22 protein-coding genes are annotated in these 20,491 nt (G+C 74.8%); 5 read left to right on the forward strand and 17 right to left on the reverse strand.

The window, feature by feature from the left end; translation table 11 throughout:
• The first annotated feature begins 14 nt into the window (after positions 1-14).
• From HLV61_RS20615 to HLV61_RS20625, 3 genes are all read left to right on the forward strand, one after another.
• Positions 15-419 carry a cupin domain-containing protein gene (locus tag HLV61_RS20615; RefSeq protein WP_369258836.1) on the forward strand — a complete coding sequence of 135 codons (405 nt, stop codon included), beginning with the start codon at positions 15-17 and terminating at the stop codon, positions 417-419.
• Positions 420-486: 67 nt separating this feature from the next.
• Positions 487-3,321 carry an FAD-binding and (Fe-S)-binding domain-containing protein gene (locus tag HLV61_RS20620; RefSeq protein WP_369258838.1) on the forward strand — a complete coding sequence of 945 codons (2,835 nt, stop codon included), beginning with the start codon at positions 487-489 and terminating at the stop codon, positions 3,319-3,321.
• A gap of 45 nt (positions 3,322-3,366) precedes the next feature.
• Positions 3,367-4,083, forward strand: coding sequence for an NADPH-dependent F420 reductase (locus HLV61_RS20625; protein ID WP_369258937.1), 717 nt, complete (start codon positions 3,367-3,369; stop codon positions 4,081-4,083).
• 23 nt (positions 4,084-4,106) lie between these two features.
• Here the strand turns inward: HLV61_RS20625 and HLV61_RS20630 are convergent, their stop codons facing one another.
• The 14 genes from HLV61_RS20630 to HLV61_RS20695 form a co-directional block, all read right to left on the reverse strand.
• A complete protein-coding gene (locus tag HLV61_RS20630; protein ID WP_369258840.1) occupies positions 4,107-4,727 on the reverse strand; it encodes an SGNH/GDSL hydrolase family protein in 621 nt (206 codons plus the stop codon).
• A gap of 80 nt (positions 4,728-4,807) precedes the next feature.
• Entirely contained in the window at positions 4,808-6,430 is a 1,623-nt protein-coding gene (locus HLV61_RS20635) for an MDR family MFS transporter (RefSeq protein WP_369258842.1), read from the reverse strand.
• A gap of 84 nt (positions 6,431-6,514) precedes the next feature.
• Entirely contained in the window at positions 6,515-7,120 is a 606-nt protein-coding gene (locus tag HLV61_RS20640; protein WP_369258844.1) for a TetR/AcrR family transcriptional regulator, read from the reverse strand.
• Between the two features lie 148 nt (positions 7,121-7,268).
• Complete coding sequence (gene fabG, locus HLV61_RS20645; protein ID WP_369258846.1) at positions 7,269-8,030, reverse strand: 3-oxoacyl-ACP reductase FabG; 762 nt, start codon at positions 8,028-8,030, stop codon at positions 7,269-7,271.
• Between the two features lie 151 nt (positions 8,031-8,181).
• Positions 8,182-8,601, reverse strand: a complete 420-nt coding sequence (locus tag HLV61_RS20650) for a DUF350 domain-containing protein (protein WP_369258848.1) — start codon at positions 8,599-8,601, stop codon at positions 8,182-8,184.
• A gap of 44 nt (positions 8,602-8,645) precedes the next feature.
• The gene (locus tag HLV61_RS20655; RefSeq protein WP_369258850.1) at positions 8,646-9,113 is read right to left on the reverse strand and encodes an AAA family ATPase; all 468 of its coding nucleotides are present in this window, start codon (positions 9,111-9,113) and stop codon (positions 8,646-8,648) included.
• A gap of 98 nt (positions 9,114-9,211) precedes the next feature.
• Positions 9,212-9,475 (reverse strand): hypothetical protein, encoded by a 264-nt coding sequence (locus HLV61_RS20660; RefSeq protein WP_369258852.1) that lies wholly within the window; start codon positions 9,473-9,475, stop codon positions 9,212-9,214.
• A gap of 98 nt (positions 9,476-9,573) precedes the next feature.
• Entirely contained in the window at positions 9,574-10,932 is a 1,359-nt protein-coding gene (locus HLV61_RS20665; RefSeq protein WP_369258854.1) for an AI-2E family transporter, read from the reverse strand.
• A 69-nt stretch (positions 10,933-11,001) separates the two neighbouring features.
• Positions 11,002-11,400, reverse strand: coding sequence for an ankyrin repeat domain-containing protein (locus HLV61_RS20670; RefSeq protein ID WP_369258856.1), 399 nt, complete (start codon positions 11,398-11,400; stop codon positions 11,002-11,004).
• Positions 11,397-12,164 (reverse strand): dienelactone hydrolase family protein, encoded by a 768-nt coding sequence (locus tag HLV61_RS20675; RefSeq protein ID WP_369258858.1) that lies wholly within the window; start codon positions 12,162-12,164, stop codon positions 11,397-11,399. Before HLV61_RS20675 ends, HLV61_RS20670 begins: the two co-directional genes overlap by 4 nt.
• A gap of 51 nt (positions 12,165-12,215) precedes the next feature.
• Positions 12,216-12,755: a hypothetical protein gene (locus tag HLV61_RS20680; protein WP_369258860.1), complete on the reverse strand. Its 540-nt coding sequence runs from the start codon at positions 12,753-12,755 to the stop codon at positions 12,216-12,218.
• An 84-nt stretch (positions 12,756-12,839) separates the two neighbouring features.
• Positions 12,840-13,379 (reverse strand): hypothetical protein, encoded by a 540-nt coding sequence (locus HLV61_RS20685; RefSeq protein WP_369258862.1) that lies wholly within the window; start codon positions 13,377-13,379, stop codon positions 12,840-12,842.
• 61 nt (positions 13,380-13,440) lie between these two features.
• Positions 13,441-13,905, reverse strand: a complete 465-nt coding sequence (locus HLV61_RS20690; protein WP_369258864.1) for a PPOX class F420-dependent oxidoreductase — start codon at positions 13,903-13,905, stop codon at positions 13,441-13,443.
• A gap of 54 nt (positions 13,906-13,959) precedes the next feature.
• Positions 13,960-14,229 carry a hypothetical protein gene (locus HLV61_RS20695; RefSeq protein ID WP_369258866.1) on the reverse strand — a complete coding sequence of 90 codons (270 nt, stop codon included), beginning with the start codon at positions 14,227-14,229 and terminating at the stop codon, positions 13,960-13,962.
• Between the two features lie 128 nt (positions 14,230-14,357).
• Here HLV61_RS20695 and HLV61_RS20700 point away from each other — a divergent pair, with 128 nt between their 5' ends.
• Both HLV61_RS20700 and HLV61_RS20705 read left to right on the forward strand, forming a co-directional pair.
• Complete coding sequence (locus tag HLV61_RS20700; RefSeq protein WP_369258868.1) at positions 14,358-15,740, forward strand: AI-2E family transporter; 1,383 nt, start codon at positions 14,358-14,360, stop codon at positions 15,738-15,740.
• A 68-nt stretch (positions 15,741-15,808) separates the two neighbouring features.
• Entirely contained in the window at positions 15,809-16,756 is a 948-nt protein-coding gene (locus HLV61_RS20705; RefSeq protein WP_369258870.1) for a proteasome assembly chaperone family protein, read from the forward strand.
• An 87-nt stretch (positions 16,757-16,843) separates the two neighbouring features.
• Here the strand turns inward: HLV61_RS20705 and HLV61_RS20710 are convergent, their stop codons facing one another.
• The 3 genes from HLV61_RS20710 to HLV61_RS20720 form a co-directional block, all read right to left on the reverse strand.
• Positions 16,844-18,148, reverse strand: coding sequence for an MFS transporter (locus tag HLV61_RS20710; RefSeq protein ID WP_369258872.1), 1,305 nt, complete (start codon positions 18,146-18,148; stop codon positions 16,844-16,846).
• A gap of 157 nt (positions 18,149-18,305) precedes the next feature.
• Positions 18,306-19,973, reverse strand: a complete 1,668-nt coding sequence (locus tag HLV61_RS20715) for a catalase (protein WP_369258874.1) — start codon at positions 19,971-19,973, stop codon at positions 18,306-18,308.
• The gene (locus tag HLV61_RS20720) at positions 19,970-20,443 is read right to left on the reverse strand and encodes a Fur family transcriptional regulator (protein ID WP_369258876.1); all 474 of its coding nucleotides are present in this window, start codon (positions 20,441-20,443) and stop codon (positions 19,970-19,972) included. The genes HLV61_RS20715 and HLV61_RS20720 overlap by 4 nt, the downstream gene beginning before the upstream one ends.
• Between the last annotated feature and the right edge of the window lie 48 nt (positions 20,444-20,491).

Genomic DNA, 20,491 nt, shown 5'->3' on the forward strand with positions numbered 1-20,491 from the left:
GAGGAGCGCCGCCCATGGCGTCCGTCATCCACTTCACCATCGCCACCGAGGCCGAGACGAGCCCCGACTTCCGCCGCGTCCTGTGGACCGGGACGAAGACCCAGCTCGTCGTCATGACCATCCCGCCGGGCGGGGAGATCGGCGAGGAGGTCCACGAGGACATCGACCAGATCCTCACCTTCGTCAGCGGCATCGGTGAGGCGAAGGTCGGCGGGGCCACGAAGAAGGTGGCCCAGGGCGACCTCGTCGTCGTCCCGGCCGGCACGAAGCACAACTTCCTCAACACCGGGCCGAACCCGCTGGTCCTCTACACCGTCTACGGCCCGCCGGAGCACGCCGACGGCGCGGTGCACCACACCAAGGAGGAGGCCGACGAGGCGGAGGAGTCCGGGGAGGACGAGCCGCCCACCGAGGACTGACGCCTCCCCCGGTGCCGCCTCCCCGGTGCCGTCCGCCTCGGGGGACGGCACCGGGGACACTGGGCCGGTGAGCACCACCGCCGCCGGTCCCGACGCCGCCACCACCGAGGTCACCGCCGCCCTGCGCCGGGCCGGGATCGGCGACGTCGACGACTCGGGCCTCGCCCGCGCGCTGTACTCCTCCGACGGCTCGCTGTACCGCGTGCTGCCGCGCGCCGTCGTCCGGCCGCGGGCCGCCGACGAGGTGGTCACCGCCCTCGAGGTCTGCCGCGAGCTCGGCGTGCCGCTCACCATGCGCGGCGCGGGCACCTCGATCGCCGGGAACGCCGTGGGCACCGGCGTCGTCGTCGACACCAGCCGGTACCTGCACCGGGTGCACTCCGTCGACGCCGAGTCGCGCACCGCCGTCGTCGACCCCGGTGTCGTGCAGGCCGCGCTGCAGACCGCGGCCCGGCCCGCCGGGCTGCGCTTCGGGCCCGACCCGAGCACGTCCAACCGCTGCACGATCGGCGGGATGATCGGCAACAACGCCTGCGGCTCGCGGGCGCTGGGCTACGGCCGCACCTCGGACAACGTCGTGGGCCTCGACGTGGTCACCGGCTCCGGGCAGCGGCTGCGGCTGGCCTCCGGGTCGGCCACCCCCGGGCTGGAGGACCTGCGGACCCTCGTCGCCGGTGGGCTCGGCACCATCCGCACCGAGCTCGGCACCTTCGGCCGGCAGGTGTCGGGCTACTCGCTGGAGCACCTGCTGCCCGAGCACGGCTTCGACGTCGCCCGCGCGCTGGTGGGCAGCGAGGGCACGCTGGCGGTCGTCCTCGGCGCCACCGTGCGGCTGGTGGCCGACGCTCCGTATCGCGGCCTCGTCGTGCTCGGCTACCCCTCCATGGCCGACGCCGCCGACGCGACGCCGGGGCTGCTGCGGCACGGGCCGACCGCCGTCGAGGGCCTCGACGAGCGGATCGTGCAGCGGCTGCGCGACGTGCCGGCCGCGGTGGTCCCGGACCTGCCGAAGGGCGCCGGCTGGCTGATCGTGGAGCTGACCGGCGACACCGTCGCCGAGGTCCAGGCCAAGGGCGCGGGTGTGGTGGCCGACGCCGGCGCGCTGGACAGCCTGGTGGTCACCGACGTCGCGCACGCCGCGGCGATCTGGCGGATCCGCGAGGACGGCGCCGGGCTGGCCGCGCGCACCTCCGACGGCCGTCCCGCGCACGCCGGCTGGGAGGACGCCGCGGTGCCGGTGACCTCGCTGGGCGCCTACCTGCGGGAGTTCGACGCACTGCTGGAGCAGCACGGGCTGCAGGGCGTGCCGTACGGGCACTTCGGCGACGGCTGCGTGCACGTGCGCATCGACTTCCCGTTCGGCCGCGAGCCCGACCGCGGCCGGGCCGCCTACCGCGCCTTCGTGGAGGACGCCGCCCGGCTGGTGGCCCGCTACGGCGGGTCGGTGTCCGGCGAGCACGGTGACGGCCGCGCCCGCAGCGAGCTGCTCGGCACCATGTACTCCCCTGCCGCGCTCGAGCTGTTCGCCCGCGTCAAGGGCCTGTTCGACCCCGACGACGTGCTCAACCCCGGCGTGCTGGTGCGCCCGGCGCGCCTCGACGACGACGTCCGGGTGGCCGCCGCGCCCCGGCTGCGCACCGGGCTGGCGCTGGCCTACCGGCACGACGAGGGCGACTTCTCCTCCGCCGTGCACCGCTGCACCGGCGTCGGCAAGTGCCGGGCCGAGCCGTCGGGCGTCGCGGTGATGTGCCCGTCCTACCCGGCCACCCGCGAGGAGAAGGACTCCACCCGCGGCCGCGCCCGGGTGCTGCAGGAGATGCTCGCCCCCGGCGGCCCGGTACGGGACTGGCGCTCGCCGGAGGTGCACGACGCGCTGGACCTGTGCCTGTCGTGCAAGGGCTGCTCGCGCGACTGCCCGACCGGTGTGGACATGGCCAGCTACAAGTCCGAGGTGCTGCACCAGAGCTATCGCCGCCGGATCCGGCCCCTGTCGCACTACACGCTCGGCAAGCTGCCGATGTGGTCCGACCTCGCCGCCCGCGCCCCGCGGCTGGTCAACGCGGTCCTGCGCTCCCGGCTCGGCGGCCGGGTGGCGAAGTGGGGCGCCGGCGTGGACCAGCGGCGCGACCTGCCGGCGTTCGCACGGCGCACCTTCCGGCAGCAGTGGACGGCGCGCCCGGGCGGCGGGGCCCCGGTGGCGCTGTGGGTCGACTCGTTCACCGACCACTTCGCCCCCGAGGTCGCCCTGGCCGCGGCCCGGGTGCTCGAGGCGGCGGGCTACTCCGTGCAGGTGCCCGGCGAGGACACCTGCTGCGGCCTGACCTGGACCACCACCGGCCAGCTCGACACCGCGCGCCGCATCCTCGGCGACACCGTGCGCAAGCTGACGCCGCTGGCCGACGCCGGCGTCCCGATCGTGGGCGTGGAGCCCTCGTGCACCGCGGCGCTGCGCAGTGACGCCGTGGAGCTGCTCGACGACCCCGCCGCGGAGCGGGTCGCCGCGGGCACCCGGACGCTGGCCGAGCTGCTCACCGCCACCGAGGGGTGGACGCCGCCGTCGCTGGCCGGCGTCGAGGTGGTCGCGCAACCGCACTGCCACCACCACGCGGTGATGGGCTGGGCCACCGACGAGCGGCTGCTGCGCAGCGCCGGCGCGACGGTCACCCGGCTCGGCGGCTGCTGCGGGCTGGCCGGCAACTGGGGCGTGGAGCGCGGGCACCACGACGTCTCGGTGACGATCGCCGAGCAGCAGCTGCTGCCCGCCGTCCGCGAGGCCGGGCCGGACGCCGTGGTCCTCGCCGACGGGTTCTCCTGCCGCACGCAGCTCGACCAGCTGTCCGACCGGACCGGCCGGCACCTCGCCGAGCTCCTGGCCGACGCGCTGGACCGGGACGAGGCATAGGAAGCTCTCCGCACGGATCGACGCCGGAGACGTGCGGACAGCTTCCTGTGCCGAGCCGGGGGGAATGAGGCGCGGACCTGCGCGTTGCCGCCAGACATGACCACCCTCGGCATCATCGGCGCCGGCCACATCGGCACGGCGCTCGCACAGGCAGCCACCGACATCGGCTACGACGTCGTGCTCTCCAACTCCCGCGGCCCCGAGACGCTCGCCGGCCTCGTCGACGCCCTCGGCGACCGCCCGTCCCGGACGGGCACCGTCCGCGCGGCCACCCCGGCCGAGGCCGCGGCCGCGGGCGACCTGGTCGTCGTCACCGTGCCGCTCAAGGCGGTCGACGACGTCCCGGTCGAGCCGCTGGCCGGCAAGGTCGTCATCGACACGAACAACTACTACCCGGAGCGCGACGGTCACATCGCGGCGCTCGACGACGAGACGGCGACCACCTCGGAGCTGCTGCAGGAGCACCTGCCGCGCTCGCGCGTGGTCAAGGCGTTCAACCACGTCTACGCCGCCGACCTGACCGCCCGCCGGACGCCGCCGGGGACGCCGAACCGGCGGGCGCTGGCGATCGCCGGCGACGACGCCTCGGCCAAGGAGACCGTCGCCTCGTTCATCGACGAGCTCGGCTTCGACGTCGTCGACCTCGGGCCGCTCGCGGAGGGCTGGCGGGTGCAGCGCGACACCCCCGGCTACGGTCCCGACCTCGACGCCGGCCGGCTGACCGAGGCCGCCGCCGCGGCGAAGCGCTACCGCGACATGTGAGCCCCGCCGGGCCGCCGGGTCGCTCAGGCGGCCCGGCGGTCCCGGCGGTCGCGGGCTGCGGCGAGCACGGTCGGGGCCAGGGCGGCGGCGATCCGCGCGTAGCCGGCCGATGAGGGGTGGAACCGGTCGGCGGAGAACAGCGACGGATCACGGCTGAACGCGCCGCCCACCTCGGCCGACACCGCGGCGACGGTCGCACCGTGCGCCCGGGCGACCTCGGCCTGACGCTGCTGCAGCACCGCGCACGCCGCGCGCACCACCGGCCGGAGCGCCGGCGGCACGAACGGCACGCTGGACATGTCCGGCGCGGGGACCACGACGACGTCGGTGCCGGCGGCCCGCAGCTCGCGGACGGCGGCGCCGAGCGCGGCGGTGGCCGCCTCGGCGGGCAGGAAGCGGGCGAGGTCGTTGGCGCCGATCACCACGACGGCGAGGTCGGCGTCCAACGGCGCGGCCCGGCGCACCTGGGCGGCGAGGTCGTGGGAGACCGCGCCGGGCACGGCCAGCACGGCGAGGTCGGCCTCGATGCCCTCGCTGCGCAGGACCTGCGCCAGCCGCGGGCCGAGGCCGTCCTCGACCCGCGAGGCGCCGGTGCCGTACGCGATCGAGTCACCGAGGACGACGAGGCGGAACGGTTCGCTCACGATCGGTGCAACGCCGGTCGGCGGGGCGCTGTGCCCGCCGGCCGGCGTGACGTACGCGGCCCTCCCGTCCGGTGGTCCGGTCAGTGCGCCACCGGCGCCGGCGAGCCCTCCTCGGCCAGCCGCTGCGACCCCGAGGTCGTCTTCAGCGCCTTCTCGGGGATGAAGAGGACGACCAGCAGGGCGAGCGCGGCCAGCGGCGTGGCGATGAGGAACAGCTCCGCGGTGGCGTCGGCGTAGGTGCCCTGCACCAGCGCGACCACCTCCGGCGGCAGCACCGAGACGTCCGGCGCCGCGGCCTCGCCGCCGCCCGGGGCCGGGGCCCCGCCGCCGAGCGCGCCCAGGCCGTCGGCGACCCGCGCGGCCAGCACCGCACCCAGCACGCTGACGCCGATCGTGCCGCCGAGGCTGCGGAAGAAGGAGACCACCGAGGTGGTGGTGCCCAGCTCCGCGGCGGGGACGTCGTTCTGCGCGGCGAGCACGAGGTTCTGCATCAGCATGCCGACGCCGCAGCCGAGGACGACCATGTAGGCGCCGAGCAGCCAGGTCGACGTCGCGGCGTCGATGGTGGCCAGCAGGCCGAAGCCGGCGACCATGAGGACGCCGCCGGCGACCAACCAGCGCTTCCAGCGGCCGTTCCTGGTGATCAGCGCACCGGCCACCGTGGAGGAGACGAGCAGCCCGGCGACCAGCGGCAGCGACAGCAGGCCGGCGCGGGTCGGTGAGTGACCGAGCGCCACCTGGAAGTACTGCGACAGGAAGACCGTCCCGCCGAACATCGCGATGCCGACCAGCGCGCTGGCGACGATCGCCAGCGTCACCGTGCGGTTGCGGAAGAGTCCCAGCGGGATCACCGGCTCGGGCGAGCGGGCCTCGACCAGCACGGCCAGCACCAGCAGGACGACGCTGCCGCCGACCATGAGCGCGGTCGGCGCCGAGAGCCAGTCGAAGCGGTTGCCGGCGAGGGTGACCCAGATCAGCAAGGTGCTGACGCCGGCGGTGAGCAGCAGCGCGCCCAGCCAGTCGACGTGCACGCGGCGCCGCGGGACCGCGGGCAGCTGCAGCGTGCGCTGGATGAGCACCATCGCGGCGAGGGTGAAGGGCACGCCGAGGAAGAAGCACCAGCGCCAGCCCAGCCACGAGGTGTCGACCAGGACGCCGCCGATCAGCGGACCGGCGACGGTGCCGACGGCGAAGATCGCCCCGAACACACCGGCGTACCGGCCGAGCTCGCGCGGCGGGATCATCGCCGCCATCACGATCTGCACCAGCGCGGTCAGGCCGCCGGCGCCCGCGCCCTGCAGCACGCGGGCGACGATCAGCATCGTGGCGTCCTGCGAGGCGCCGGCCAGCACCGAGCCGACGACGAACAGGCCGAAGGACAGCTGGATGAGCAGCTTCTGGTCGGCCAGGTCGGCGAGCTTGCCCCACAGCGGCACGGTCGCCGTCATCGCGAGCAGCTCCGCGGTGACGATCCAGGTGTAGACCGACTGGCTGCCGCCGAGCTCGGGGATGATCGTCGGCAGCGCGTTGGCGACGACGGTGGCCGCCAGGATCGCCACGAACATGCCCATGAACAGGCCCGACAGGGCCTGCAGCACCTGCCGGCGGCTCATCGGCGCGGCGATGCCGGGCCCGGGATCGCCGACGGGGTCTGCGGTGGGCGGCGGGCCTGCCGGGACGGCGGGGTCGGCCGGAGCGGACACGGGTGTCTCCTGGGGAGCGAGCAGGGGTGTGGGAGGGGCCGGACCGGGCGGCACCGGCCGGTCGGGGAGGTCGGTCGGGTGGTGTCAGGCGGTCGGCGGCGGGGCGGGGAGGCCCGCGGCGAGCAGGTCGAGTGCCTGGTCCAGGAGGGCGGGCAGGTCCGCGCCGGGACCGGCGCACTGCCAGCGGACGAGCGCGACGCGCAGCGCGGCACCGAGGACGGCGGCCAGCAGCGTGGGGTACAGGTCGGCGTCGGCGTCGAGACCGCTGCGGGCGGCGAGGGCCTCGGCCATCTCACGCTCGCCGGCCGACCCGACCGCCACCGCGCGGGCCATCAGCGTGGGCTCGGCGGCCAGGACGCCCATGCGTTGCCGCCACCCCTCGGGGTCGTCGACCGGCGCCAGCTCGACGTGCAGCACCGCGCGGGCGGCGTCGAACGGCGGCAGGGCGGCGTCCTGGGCGGCGAGCAGCTCGGCGAAGCGCCCGGGCCGGGCACCGGCCGGCTGCAGCAGGGCCTCCTCCTTGGAGGCGAAGTGGTTGAAGAAGGTGCGGTAGGAGACGTCGGCCGCGGCGGCGATCGCCTCGACCGTGACGTTCGCCCAGCCGCGTTCGACGGCCAGCCGCAGCGTCGCGGCGGCGAGCGCGGCCCGGGTGTCGGCCTTCTTGCGCTCACGCAGCCCGGGACCCGTCACGCCGACCAGCATGACACCTCCGTTGCACAGCGTGCAACGTTGCACGGCGTGAAGTCGGACGGGACGGTCGCGGAACGCCGGAGGGCCCGGCCGGGAGACTCCCGGCCGGGCCCTCTGGTCGGCCCCTGACCGGGGCGGGGGGCCTGTCTCAGGCGCGCGGGCCGCCCGCGGCGTAGACGACCTGGCCGGAGACGAAGCCGGCGCCCTCGCTGACGAAGAACGACACCAGGTGCGCGATGTCCTCGGGCTGGCCGACGCGGGCCACCGGGATCTGCGAGGCGGCGCCCTTGATGAAGTCGTCGAAGGCGATGCCCATGCGCTCGGCGGTGGCCTTCGTCATCTCGGTCTCGATGAAGCCCGGCGCGATCGCGTTGGCGGTGACGCCGAACTTGCCCAACTCGATGGCGAGGGTCTTGGTGAAGCCCTGCAGCCCGGCCTTGGCCGTCGCGTAGTTGGCCTGGCCGCGGTTGCCCAGCGCCGAGACGCTCGACAGGCTGACGATCCGGCCGAACTTCGCGTCGACCATGTACTTCTGGCAGGCCCGCGCCATGAGGAAGGCACCGCGCAGGTGCACGTTCATGACGACGTCCCAGTCGACCTCGGTCATCTTGAACAGCATGTTGTCGCGGGTGACGCCCGCGTTGTTGACCAGCACGACCGGCGGGCCGAGCTCCGCGGCCACCCGGTCGACGGCGGCCTGCACCTGCTCGGCGTCGCTGACGTCGGCGCCCACGCCGAGCGCCGTGCCGCCGGCGGCCTCGATGGCCTGCACGGTCTCCTTGGTGTTCGCCTCGTCGAGGTCGAGCACCGCCACGGCGTATCCGTCTGCGGCCAGCCGCTGCGCCGTCGCGGCACCGATGCCGCGCGCGGCGCCGGTCACGATGGCGACGCGGGGGGTTGCCTCGCTCATTGCAGTTCCTCTCGCTGGTGGGGGCGGCGTCGTCGCCAGCCGTCCGGTCCGGGGTCGCCCCTCCCGGCCGATACCGGTGGGGGACCCGCGCTGCGCCGGACACGTTACGTCGGGCCCCGGGCGCTCCTCCGGCGGGTCCGCCGCGCCGGGATCAGGGCCAGATGGAGGCGACGATGATCGCGGCCACCGAGAGCTGGGCCGCGGCGCTCACCAGGCTGGCCGGGTGGAAGCGGACCTCGGTGACGAGGGCGCCCATCTTCCCCGGTGTGAGCAGGTCGAGGACGAGGAACGCCACCGCCTGCAGCAGGACGCCGAGCACGCCGAACACCACGGTGTAGAGCAGCGCCTGGCCGAAGCCGGCGGTGGCGTTGTTCCAGATGGTGGTGAAGATGATCGCGCCCTGGGCGAGGAACCCCGCCGACAGCACGATCGCCGCGCTCACCGACCGGTCCTCGTAGATGTGCCGGCCCAGGTGACCGGGCGTCAACAGGTCGAGGGCGAGGTAGCCGAGGGCCAGCAGCACGAGGCCGACGGCGGTGTAGGCGACGGCGTAGCCGATGCTGGCCAGCACGGGGGGACCTCCGGGAGGGGCGGGGGCGGACGGGCGTGCAGTGTCTACCGCACCGGTCCGCCCGGCCGCACCCGGCGCTCCGCCGCTCGGCTCCCGGGACGCACGACGTCGACCCGGTCGAACCCCTCGTCCTCCGACGGCGGGCGGAACCGCTCCCGTGCGGCCGGCACGCCGACCAGGGGGACACGGGCCCGCTCCTCACGGGCGGCGTTGCGGGTCTCCACCCGGGCGAGGCACTCCTCCCGCGGGGTGTCCACCCACACCGCGCGCACCGGCAGGCCGGCGGCGCGGGCCGCGGCCACCAGCGGTGCGCGCTCCTCCGGCGAGGGGCTGGAGTCGTCGACGACGACGCTGCGCCATGCCGCGGGCAGCTCGGCGACGACGCGCCGCTGCCGGGCCTCCCGCCGGCGGGCGCGGGGCCGGTGGTCCGTGCTCACCACGGCGTGCGTGGCGACCGGGTGCCGCTGCACCCACGTGGACGTGCCCGCGCCCTGCAGCCCGACCACGACCACCGGCTCAGGGGCGCCGGGGTGGTCCGTTCCGCTACCTCGGCCTCCCTGCAGGGGCCCGCCGCGAGCGTGCGAGTGGCGGGGGGCAGGGAGGCCCTCACTCATGCCGTGCGGCGCAGCGCCGTCACCGGCTCGTCGTCGTCCATGACCACGCGGGACGCGGGGTGCTCGACCAGCGCGAGCACGCGGCCGGACATGAACCGCGCGGTGCGGACGGGGGTGCCGCCGCGGGTGCTCTCGACGACCTCCACGACGCCGCGGCCGTGGCTCACGTCGACGCGCCGCCCGGCACGGGTGGCCTCGATCTCGTACGTGCGGGTCGTGCCGCCGGCGTCGATCACGACCTCGATGCGATCGCCCTTCACGGGTCCTCCTCAGGGGGTGCTGCCGGGCGCGCTGCCCGACTACGGATCAACGTCCTCCGGGGGTCCGACATTCCGTGCCGCGAGCGCGTCCGCGCAGGTCAGTCCGGCGATCCGCGTCGTGTGGGCCAGTGCGGGTGCAGCGACCGCACCGAGGCCAGCGCCGCCCGGCGGTCGTGCGCGCGCCGGCGTGCGCGACTGGTCCGCGGGGGCCGGGGCTCCTCCCGCAGCAGGGCGTCGAGCCAGTGCCCGCGCGGGTCGACGTCGACCAGCAGGGCCTTCACCAGCAGCGTGAGCGGGATGGCCAGCAGCGCGCCCAGCGCGCCCAGCACCCAGCCCCAGAACAGCAGGGCGAGGAAGGTGACCGTCATCGACAGGCCCACCGAGTCGCCCACGAACCGCGGCTGGATGAGCGTCTGGACGACGAAGTTGAGCAGCGCGTAGACGACGAGGATCGCCCAGAACTCGGGCCAGCCGCCGCCGAGCAGGCCGAGCAGCGCCGGCGGGATGACGCCGAGCACGAAGCCGATGTTGGGCACGTAGTTGGTGATGAACGACAGCAGCCCCCACAGCACCGGCATCGGCACGTCGAGCCACGCGAGCGCGATGGTGTCCCCCACCGCCACGATCGCGCCGAAGACCGTGCTCACCAGCAGGTAGCTGCGGGTGCCCCGGGCGAACAGGCCCAGCGCGATGGGCAGGTGCGGCCGGTCCTCGGCCACCAGCGCCAGCCGCCGGCCGAAGCCGCCGGACTCGATGGCGAGGAAGACCATGGCCGAGAGCAGCAGCACCAGCGTGGTCGCGGTGTCGGTGACCCGGGCGAGCAGGCCGGTGGCCACGCCGACGAGCTGGCCGTAGTCGAACCGGTCGACCAGTTCGGAGATCTGCGTCGACGACAGCCCCGCCTCGTCGAGCCGCCGGACCGTGTCGTCGAGCAGGACGGCGAACTGCGGGGCGTAGTCGGGCAGCAGGACGGCGAACTGGGCGATGGCGACCACCAGCAGCGAACCCAGGCCGAGCAGCACGCCCCAGACGAGCACCAGGAGGACGGTGGCCGCGGCCCAGCGCGGTACGTGGTGGCGCAGCAGCCAGCGCTGCACCGGCATGAGCGCCACGACGACGACGAGGGCCAGCATCACCGGCGCGATCAGCCAGGCGATCTCCCGCACCCCGGCGACGGCGATCGTCGCGGCCGCGGCGCCGACGAGCAGCAGCAGCCAGCGCGGCAGCACGCGGCTCCCGGCCAGGGCGGACGGCTCCGATCCCGCCCCGCCGTCCGGTCCCCGGCCGTCCAGCGCCCCGCCGTCCCCCGCGTCGCCGTCGGGGCGGAGGACGTCGTCGACGCCGTCGAGGCGGAGGCCGGCGGGCAGGTCGGTGGCCTCCGGCGGCGGGACCATCCGGGAGGCTCCGGACGGCGGCCCGTCCGCACCGGGGCCGGGCAGGTGTGTCGGCGCGGCCATGGACGTCCCTCCCCCCGTTCGGTGACGCGGCACACAGGGTGTCACGCCGTGACTGCTGCCGGGTGGACCTCAGCCCACGCGGCGGTCGAGCAGCGCGGTCATCTCCGGCAGGTCGAAGAACGCCGCCGTCTCGCGGGCACTGGGGCCACCGGCGTCGGGGTCGGCACCGGCGTCCAGCAGCGTGCGCACCCCGGCCTCCGACCGGCGGAACACCGCCGCGGCCAGCGCCGTCTGCCCCCGGTCGTTGACCCGCCCCGGGTCGGCGCCGCGGGCCAGCAGCGCGGCGACCGTCTCCGGGTGGTCGTGGTAGGCGGCGAGGATCAGCAGCGTGTCGCCCTTGTCGTTGGTCAGGTCGACGGGCACCCCGGCGTCGACGTAGGCGGCGAGCTCCTCCGTGACGCCGGAGCGGGCCAGGTCGAAGACCCGCCGGGCCAGCTCGAGGACACCGGGGTCGATCGGCTCGTTCACGACGACACCCCGCTGCCGGCCCGGTCGACGAGGTCGAGCAGCCGCCGCCACGCGTCCTGGCAGGCGTCCTCCCACTCGGGCGCGGCCCGGTCGAAGAAGGAGTGCGGTGCGCCGTCGTAGACGGCGGTGGTGACGTCGGCGCCCGCGCCGCGCATGGTCCCGGCGAGGGCGAGCTGGTCCTCGACGGGCGTGGCGGCGTCGGCACCGGCGATGAGCATGAGCGTCGGGCGCGAGGCGCGGGACGCGGCGTCGCCGACCAGCACCGGCCGGCCGTAGAAGCCGGCGCAGGCGGCCACGTCGAGGTCGCCGCCGGACTGCCGCCAGGAGTGACTCCCGCCGAAGCAGAAGCCGACGGTGACCACCGGCAGCCCCGGACGGGTGCGCCGGCGCAGCTCGGCGATCGCGGCGGCCAGGTCGGCGTCGACCCCCTCGGGGGTGGTCTGCGGGACGTGGGTCTGCCAGTCGAAGCCGGCGTCGCGGGTGCCGCCCTCGGCGGTGCCGGCTGTGCGCCCGAACCAGTCGAGGGCGACGGCGGGCACGCCGGCCTCGGCGAACCGCTCGACCAGCGCGACGTAGTAGGGGTGCAGGCCGCGGATGTCGGGCAGGACCACCACCCCCGCGGTGGCGGCCGCGACGTCGGCCGGCAGGGCGTACGCGGCGGAGAACTCCGTCCCGTCGGCCGCGGTGAGGACGATCTGCCCGGTGTCCCCCACCGCGCCGGTGCGCGGCGGGGCGGGCGGGCGGCCGGCGGGGTCGTGACACATGCCCGCAGTGCTACCAGCCCGGCCGGCGGCGCTGCTCGGTGCCCCCCGGTCTCAGTGACCTCCGGTGCGCTCCGCGGCCTGCGCCCGGCCGCCGAAGACGTCGGCGGCGACGTCGCGGCGCGCGTCGGTGAGCCACTCGTACTGGCGGTGCGCCTGGTCGATGAGGCGGTCCATCTCCGCCTTGTCCAGGCGGTCGTCGACCTCCGCCACGATCCGCAGCGTCTCGAACCCGCTGCGCTTGGCGCGCACGCCCGAGGCCAGGAACTCGAACTCGACGAGGTCCGACAGCGGCGAGCGCGAGAGCAGCCGCCCGTTCAGCTTGGCGCGGGTGACCTTCTCGGCCAGCCACACGCCGAACTGCTTGTACTGGCGCACCGGGACGCCCAGCGTCCGGGCGGTGCCGAGCAGCGAGGACTTCTCGTCGCGCAGCTCGTCGAGCAGCTGGGTGAGCGGCGCCTCCCACCGCGAGCCGCGGTGCACGCCGATCATCCGGCAGACCAGCTCGATGCCGCCGGTGGCCGAGGCCAGGTGGTCGTTGAGGTAGACGCCGAGGAGCTCGGAGTTGCGCAGCGGCTGCACGGGTTCGGACACAGGAGACCTCCTGGGGAGCGGGACCCCCGCATCCTCCCCCGGGCGGTGATCACCCCGCGCGTCGGTGTCCCCCGTGCGGGGACGTCAGCCGGCGGCGCGGTCGAGCAGCCGGGCCGCCGTGGGCCGCAGCTCGCGCTCCAGGTCCCAGGACGCCGCGGCGAGACGCTGGGCGACCGCCTGCCGCGAGACGCCGAGCGTGGCCGCGGCGGCCGCTCGCGTGGCGCCGGCGGCCAGCAGGTCGACGGCCGCCCACGCCGCGGCACTGCGCCGGGCGAGCAGCACGGCGAGTGCGGTGAGCACGGCCTGGGCGTCGGCGGCGGCCACGGCGTCGGTCCCGCGCACCGCCAGCCGGGCCGGACGGCGCCGGGCGGCCTCCAGGGCACGGCGCGCGGCCAGCACCACCGGCCCGTCGCCGAGACCGGGCGGCGCCGCGCCCACCCCGATCCGACGGCCGCCCTCCCGCACCAGCGCGAGGACGGCGTCCACGGCCGCGTCGTCGACGACGGCCACCCAGCCCTCCCCGGCCGGCCGTGCCCGGGACCCGAGCGCCGCCGGCGGGCTCCCGGCCGGGGCGCCCGCGGTCAGCGGGGCGCAGGCGACGGCCACCGACGCCGACAGGGACACGCGCGCAGCGTGGCCGCCGGGCGGACCGGGTGCAAGCTCCTGGGCTTGCCCGGCGTGCCGCTCAGGACTGGGCGAGCTCCGGCGGGAAGCCGCCGGTGGCCACCGGGCCCCAGCCGTCGACCGTGATCCGCAGCAGCGACTTGCCCTGCCGTGCCATCGCGGCGCGGTACTCGTCCCAGTCGGGGTGCTCGCCGCTGATCGACCGGTAGTACTCGACCAGCGGCTCCAGCGCCTCGGGCAGGTCGAGCACCTCGGCGCGGCCGTCGACCTGCACCCACGCGTCGTCGAACTCGTCGGACAGGACGCACATCGAGACGGCGGGGTCGCGGCGGGCGTTGCGCACCTTGGCGCGCTGCGGATAGGTGGACACGACGACCCGCCCGGCGGCGTCGACGCCGTAGGTCACCGGCGACAGCTGCACGCCGCCCTCGCGGCGGCGGGTGAGCAGCACCGCGCGGTGCCGGGGGCGGAGGAAGTCGAGCAGCTCGGCGCGCTCGACCCGGTCGGCTCTGGCGGTCCTGGGCACGGCCCCGACGCTAGCGGCGCCCCCGTCCGCCGGGCGCCGGGGCCGTGCCGACGGTCAGGAGCCGGTCTTCATGACGCCGAACATGAGCACACGTCGCTCGACGTCGTAGTGCACCACCTCGGTGTTGGTGAGCAGGTCCTGCAGGTTGTCGGCGTCGTCCGGGTCGAGGGTGAGGACCTCCTCCCAGGCACCCTGGTCGAGCACGAGCTGCAGGGTGTACGTGCCGGGCTTGCCGGGCTCACCGGCGACCCAGCTGAACTGGTAGTGCGACAGCTGACGCACCTTGACGCTGTTGTCGGTGACCGGCTGCGGGACCTCGGGCATGTCGGGACCTCCTGGTCGGGCCGGGGCGGGGTCCCCGGCTCCCGCGCCCTACCCCGCCGGCGCGCGTCTGACCCGGACGTTCTCTCCTCCGGACGGTGGAGTGCCGTGATCCGTGGTGCGATGTCGGCATGAGGTTCCGCCTGCCCGGACGCCGGGACGACGTCCCGGCCGGCGGCGGCGCACCCGCCGCCCCCCGTGTCCCGGCCGGCAGCAGCGCCGCGGCCGATCCCCGCTCGGCGGCATCCGCCGGCAGCGGACCGCCGCCGGACGCCGGCCAGGCGCCGGCACCCGCGCTGACCGGCGAGGGCGGCACCGGCGACCCCCGCGCCGCCGACCACGACGCCACCGTCGCCCCCGCCCCGGGCTGGCGGCGCGGCGAGCGGGCCCGCTCGGCCACCCGCAGCCTGGCCATCGCCTCCGCCCAGCTGCTGCTCATCAGCGCCGCCCTGGTCGTGATCGGCTGGGTGCTCGGGAAGCTGTGGGTCATCCTGCTACCGGTCATCCTCGGCCTGCTGTTCGCCACCGTGCTGTGGCCACCCACCCGGTTCCTGCGCCGTCACGGCTGGCCGCCGGCCCTGGCCGCCGCGGTCGTGCTGCTGGTGTTCCTCGGCCTGATCGGCGGTCTGATCGCGGCCATCGCACCCCAGGTGGCCGACCAGGTCACCGAGCTCGCCGACCAGGCCGCCGACGGCCTGGAGCAGGTCCAGCAGTGGCTGCAGGGCCCGCCGGTCAACCTCGACGAGGAGCAGATCGGCCAGTACGTCGACCAGGCCATCGACTCGGTGCAGTCCAACGCGTCCAACATCGCCGGCTACGCCGCGACCGGCGCCACCGCCGTCGGCAACGGCCTGCTCAACCTGGTGCTGGCGCTGCTCCTGGCCTTCTTCTTCATCAAGGACGGGCCCCGCTGGGTGCCGTGGCTGGCCGCGCAGACCGGCCCGAGGGCCGCGCCGCACGTGGTCGCGCTGTCGCAGAAGACGTGGAGCACGCTGTCGGAGTTCATCAAGCAGCAGGCGCTGGTCGGCTTCGTCGACGCCCTGTTCATCGGCATCGGGCTGTGGATCTTCGACGTGCCGCTGGTCATCCCGCTGGCCGTGCTGACCTTCTTCGGCGCGTTCATCCCGATCATCGGCGCGTTCGTCGCGGGCGCCTTCGCCGTGCTGATCGCGCTGGTCGACGAGGGCTTCACCGTCGCGCTGATCATCTTCGGCATCGTGCTGCTGGTGCAGCAGATCGAGGGCAACGTCCTGCAGCCGATCATCCAGGGCCGCGGGTTCAACCTGCACGCAGCGGTCGTCATCCTCGCCGTCACCGCGGGCGGCAGCCTCTTCGGCATCGTCGGCGCCTTCCTCGGCGTCCCCGTGGCCGCGCTGATCGCCGTGGTCTACCGGTACGGGCGCGACGTCTTCGACGGCCGGCATCCCGAGGTGGCCGGGGACGGCACGCACACCCAGGTCGCCGGGGACGACGACGGCGCCGTCCTCACCCGCGCTCCGGGCACGCCGGCCTGACCCGCCGGGAATGCCGGCGGGCCTCCGGTCGCTGGTCCGGAGGACGTCCGAGCAGCAGGAGGCCCACCGTGGCGCAGCGACCGGAGGAGCTCGTCGAGCTCACCCCCGAGGCCGATCCCCTACTCGCCGCCGAGCAGGCGGTGTCCGGAGGCACCGAGCGGCGCGGTCTGGTGCTGGTGCACGCCCTGTCGGGTGACTTCGACGCCGCCTCCTCCGCCGCGCTGGCCACCGCCCACCTGCTGGCCGCGCTGCCGCACCGCACGATCGCCCGGTTCGACGCCGACCTGCTGGTCGACTACCGCGCGCGCCGCCCCCGGATGTCGTTCAACGGCGACCGCTACGAGGACTTCGCCGCGCCCGAGATCGTGCTGTCGGCGGTCGAGGACGACGCCGGCGAGCCGTTCCTGGTGCTGACCGGGCCCGAGCCGGACTACCGGTGGGAGGGCTTCGTCGCCGCCGTCGCCGGGCTGGTCGAGCAGCTGGGCGTGACCTCGGTCGTGGCGCTGCAGGCCATCCCGATGCCGGTGCCGCACACCCGGCCGGTCACCGTCACCGCGCACGCCACGCGCCGGCAGCTGATCGAGTCCTACCCCGTGTACTGGGGTGACCTGCGCATCCCGGGCAGCGCGTCGGCGCTGCTGGAGCTGCGGCTGGGCGAGGCGGGCGTGGACGCCCTCGGCGTCGCCGCGCACGTGCCGCACTACCTGGGCCAGGCCACCTACCCGGCCGCGACGCTCACCCTGCTCGAGCACCTCGGCCGGCTCACCGGGCTGCTGCTGCCCACCGAGACCCTGCGGGAGGCCGCGCAGCAGCACCGCACGGAGGTCGACGAGCAGATCGCCCGCTCAGCCGACAACACCGCCGTGGTCGCCGCGCTGGAGCAGCAGTACGACCAGTTCACCGCCGCGCGCGAGGGCAGCGACCTGCTCGGCGACGTCGGCGAGGTCCCCAGCGGTGACGAGCTCGGCGCGGAGTTCGAGCGGTTCCTCGCCGAGCAGGACCGCCGCCGGGAGTGACGGGTCCCGAGGAGGCCCCGGAGGGGCCCCAGGACCGCCGTGTCACGGACCCCCGTGTCACGGACCCCCGTGTCACGGACCGCCGTGTCACCGCGCGGTGCGGACCGCCCGCGTGACGCTGAGCGCGACCGCGCCGAGCGCACCGACGACGGCGAACACGTGGAAGCCCCACGGGAACGCGACGCCGGCCGTCACGAGCGCGCCGGTGATCACCGGGCCGACGATGGCCCCGATCCGCCCGGCCCCCGCCGACCAGCCCAGCGCCGTCGCGCGCACCGTAGGCGGGTTGTTCGCGCTGGTGAACGCGTAGACGAGCACCTGCGCGGAGAAGACGAAGCAGCCGGTCAGGAAGCACATCAGGTAGAGGCCGGCGGTGGGCAGCCGCACGGAGAGCAGGGCGAGGAACACCGCGCCGGAGGCGAACCAGATCATGCCGGCGGTGCGGGCGCCGATGCGGTCGGCGACCGTCCCGGCGACGAGCAGGCCGACGATGGCGCCCACGTTGAGGACCAGCAGGAACGCCAGCGCGTCCCCCAGGTCGTACCCGGCCTCGCGCATGATCGTCGGCAGCCAGTTGTTCAGGCCGTAGACGAGCAGCAGGCCCATGAACGACGTCACGCCGATGGCCAGGGTGTTGCGGGCGTGACCGCCGGTGAACAGCGACCGCACCGTCGCCGCCGCGCCGCCGCCGGCCGGGACGTCCGGTCCGGCGGCAGGCTCGAGCTCCAGGCCGTGCCGGCGGGCGACCTCCTCGGCCTCCGCGCGCCGACCGGCGGCCAGCAGGTAGGACGGCGACTCCGGCAGCCGGGCGATCATCAGCGGGACCAGCACCAGGGCGGGGGCGGCGCCGATGACGAACATCCACCGCCAGCCCAGCGACGGGATGACCGGGATCGCCAGGGCCGCGGTGGCGACGGCGCCGACGTGGTAGCCGGTCATGATCGTCGTGGTGACCCGGCCGCTGCGCCCGGACCGGGTGAACTCGTTGACCATCGCGATCGCGGTGGGCAGGCAGCCGCCCAGCCCCACCCCGGCGAGGAAGCGCAGGACCCCGAAGACGAGCGCGTTCGGCGCGAACGCGCACAGCAGGGTGAACAGCGAGAACGAGACCACCGCGCCGATGAGCGCCTTGCGCCGGCCGACGACGTCGGTGAGCGTGCCGATGGTCAGCGCGCCGATCATCATGCCGACGAGGCCGATGGTGATGACCGCGGTGGAGCCGGTGCCGGTGAGCCCGAACTCCTCCGGCTGGGTGAGCGTGGGCACCACGGTGCCGACGACGACCAGGTCGAAGCCGTCGAGCAGCACGGCGATCCAGCAGAGCGGGGCCACCCAGCCCGCAGCGCGGGCCGCCGTCCCGGACGGGGTGTGGCGCACGGGCATGCTGCTCATCGCGGTCCTCCACGGTGCGTGTCGCCCGACGGTAGGAGGACCCGGCACCCTCCCCCACTCGGCTCCCGCCGAGCGGAAGCGGCCGCGCAGACGGCGACGGGCCGCGACCGGGGATGCCGGTCGCGGCCCGCCGCGTCGCGCTGGGGTCAGTCCTCGGTCAGAGGGTGACCTCGACGTGCTCGTTCGGCACGCAGTGCGTCATCACCAGGCCGGTGACGTCCCGCGAGCCGTTCTTGCCGAGGTTGGCCGCGCGCTGCAGCTCCTCCTCGGTGAGCGTCTGGGTCTGCAGCGGCTGCAGGTGCCGGACGTCGTCGGCGGTGATGCCCAGGCCCTCGCCGACCCGCTGCCCGAACTCGTCCTCGGCCATGAACAGGTGCCAGACCATCCGCTCCTGGATCGGGCGGTCGCACTGGGAGAGCGCGTCGACGAAGTTGGCGACCACGTCGTCCTTCTCCCACTGCTCCGACAGCAGGTAGCGCTGGCCGGCCTGCGTGTAGTCGTCGGTCCGCGGGATCCGCTTGCGGGTCAGCCGGCCGGTGATCTCCGGGCCCTGGTCGTCGTGCGTGGGGTACTGGGCCTCACGCAGGCCGCCGAGGATCGACGGCTCGTAGTTGACGTGCGGGTTCTGCCCGGCGCCCAGGTCCACCGCGTAGGCCATCTGGCCGTCGCGCTGGTTGGTGGCGACCCGGGCGTTCTTGGCCTGGTTGACCGGCAGCTGCAGGTAGTTCGGGCCCACCCGGTAGCGCTGGGTGTCGGAGTAGGAGAACGTCCGGCCGACGAGCATCTTGTCGTCGGAGAAGTCCAGGCCGTCGACCAGCACGCCGGTGCCGAAGGCGATCTGCTCGTTCTCCGCGAAGAAGTTCTCCGGCGCCCGGTTCAGCGTCATGGTGCCGACCTTGCGCAGCGGGAAGTCGTTCTCCGGCCACACCTTGGTGTCGTCGAGCGGGTCGAAGTCCAGCTCGGGGTGCTCGTGGTCGTCCATCAGCTGCACGTGCAGGTCCCAGGACGGGAAGTCGCCGCGGCCGATGGCGTCGTAGAGGTCCTTGGTGTGCGCGCCGAGCTCGTTGGCCTGCACCGCCGCGGCGTCCTTCGCCGTCATCGACTTGACGCCCTGCTGGGGCAGCCAGTGGTACTTGACCAGCTTGGTCTCGCCCTCGGCGTTGACCCACTTGTAGGTGTTGACGCCGAAGCCCTGCTGCGTGCGGTAGTTCGCCGGCAGCCCGCGGGGGCTGAAGACCAGCGTGAACATGTGGATGGACTCCGGCGTCTGGGACGCGAAGTCGAACACCCGGTTGGCGACCTGCCGCTCGAAGGTGACCGGGTCGGGCTTCTGCGAGTGGATGAAGTCGGGGAACTTGATCGCGTCGCGGATGAAGAAGACGCCCAGGTTGTTGCCGACGAGGTCCCAGTTGCCGTCCTCGGTGTAGAACTTCACCGCGAAGCCGCGCGGGTCGCGCGCCGCCTCGGAGGAGTCCCGGCCGCCGGCGACGGTGGAGAAGCGGACGGCGACCTCGGTCTCCTTGCCCTTCTCCTGGAACAGCCTGGCGCGGGTGTACTCCGCGATCGGCTCGTCGCCGACGGTGCCGTCGGCCACGAAGACGCCGAAGGCGGTGGCGCCGCGGGCGTGCACCACGCGCTCCGGGATCCGCTCCCGGTCGAAGTGGCTGATCTTCTCGAGGAACTGGTAGTTCTCCAGGGTCGCCGGGCCGCGTGCGCCCACCGTCCGCTGGTTCTGGTTGTCGTAGACCGGGTGACCCTGACGGTTGGTCAGGACGGCGCGGTCGGCCTCACTCGGGGCCGGGCCCTGCGATGCGACGTCGGTCATGCGTGTGCTCCTCCTCGATTGCGGTGCTGAAGGACCTGGGCGGTGTCCTCCGGTGTCCGTGCCCGGCACTCGCGGCACAGGCCCCAGAAGACGACCTCCGCCTCGTCCACGACGAATCCCGCCGTGTCGGAGGGGGACAGGCACGGAGCCGCCCCGACGGTGCAGTCGACGTCCGCGACCGCACCGCACGAGCGGCAGACCAGGTGGTGGTGGTTGTCCCCCACGCGGACCTCGTAGAGCGCGGGGGCGCCGGCCGGCTCGACCCTGCGGGCCAGGCCGACGGCGACCAGCGCCTTGAGCACGCCGTAGACGGCCTGCGGCGAGATCGTGGGGTGCGCCAGGCGGGCCACCGTGACCAGCGTGTCCGCGTCGGCGTGCGGATGGTCGGCGAGGGCGTCGAGGACGGCGAGCCGGGGACGCGTGACGCGCAGCCCGGCCTCGCGCAGCCGCGGCGCCCACGTCGTCTCCATCGAGACCCACTCAACCCGCTTGTCTTGACCGAGTCAAATCAAGCGGGC

The sequence above is a fragment of the Geodermatophilus amargosae genome (assembly GCF_041028265.1).
Taxonomy (GTDB): Bacteria; Actinomycetota; Actinomycetes; order Mycobacteriales; family Geodermatophilaceae; genus Geodermatophilus; species Geodermatophilus amargosae_A.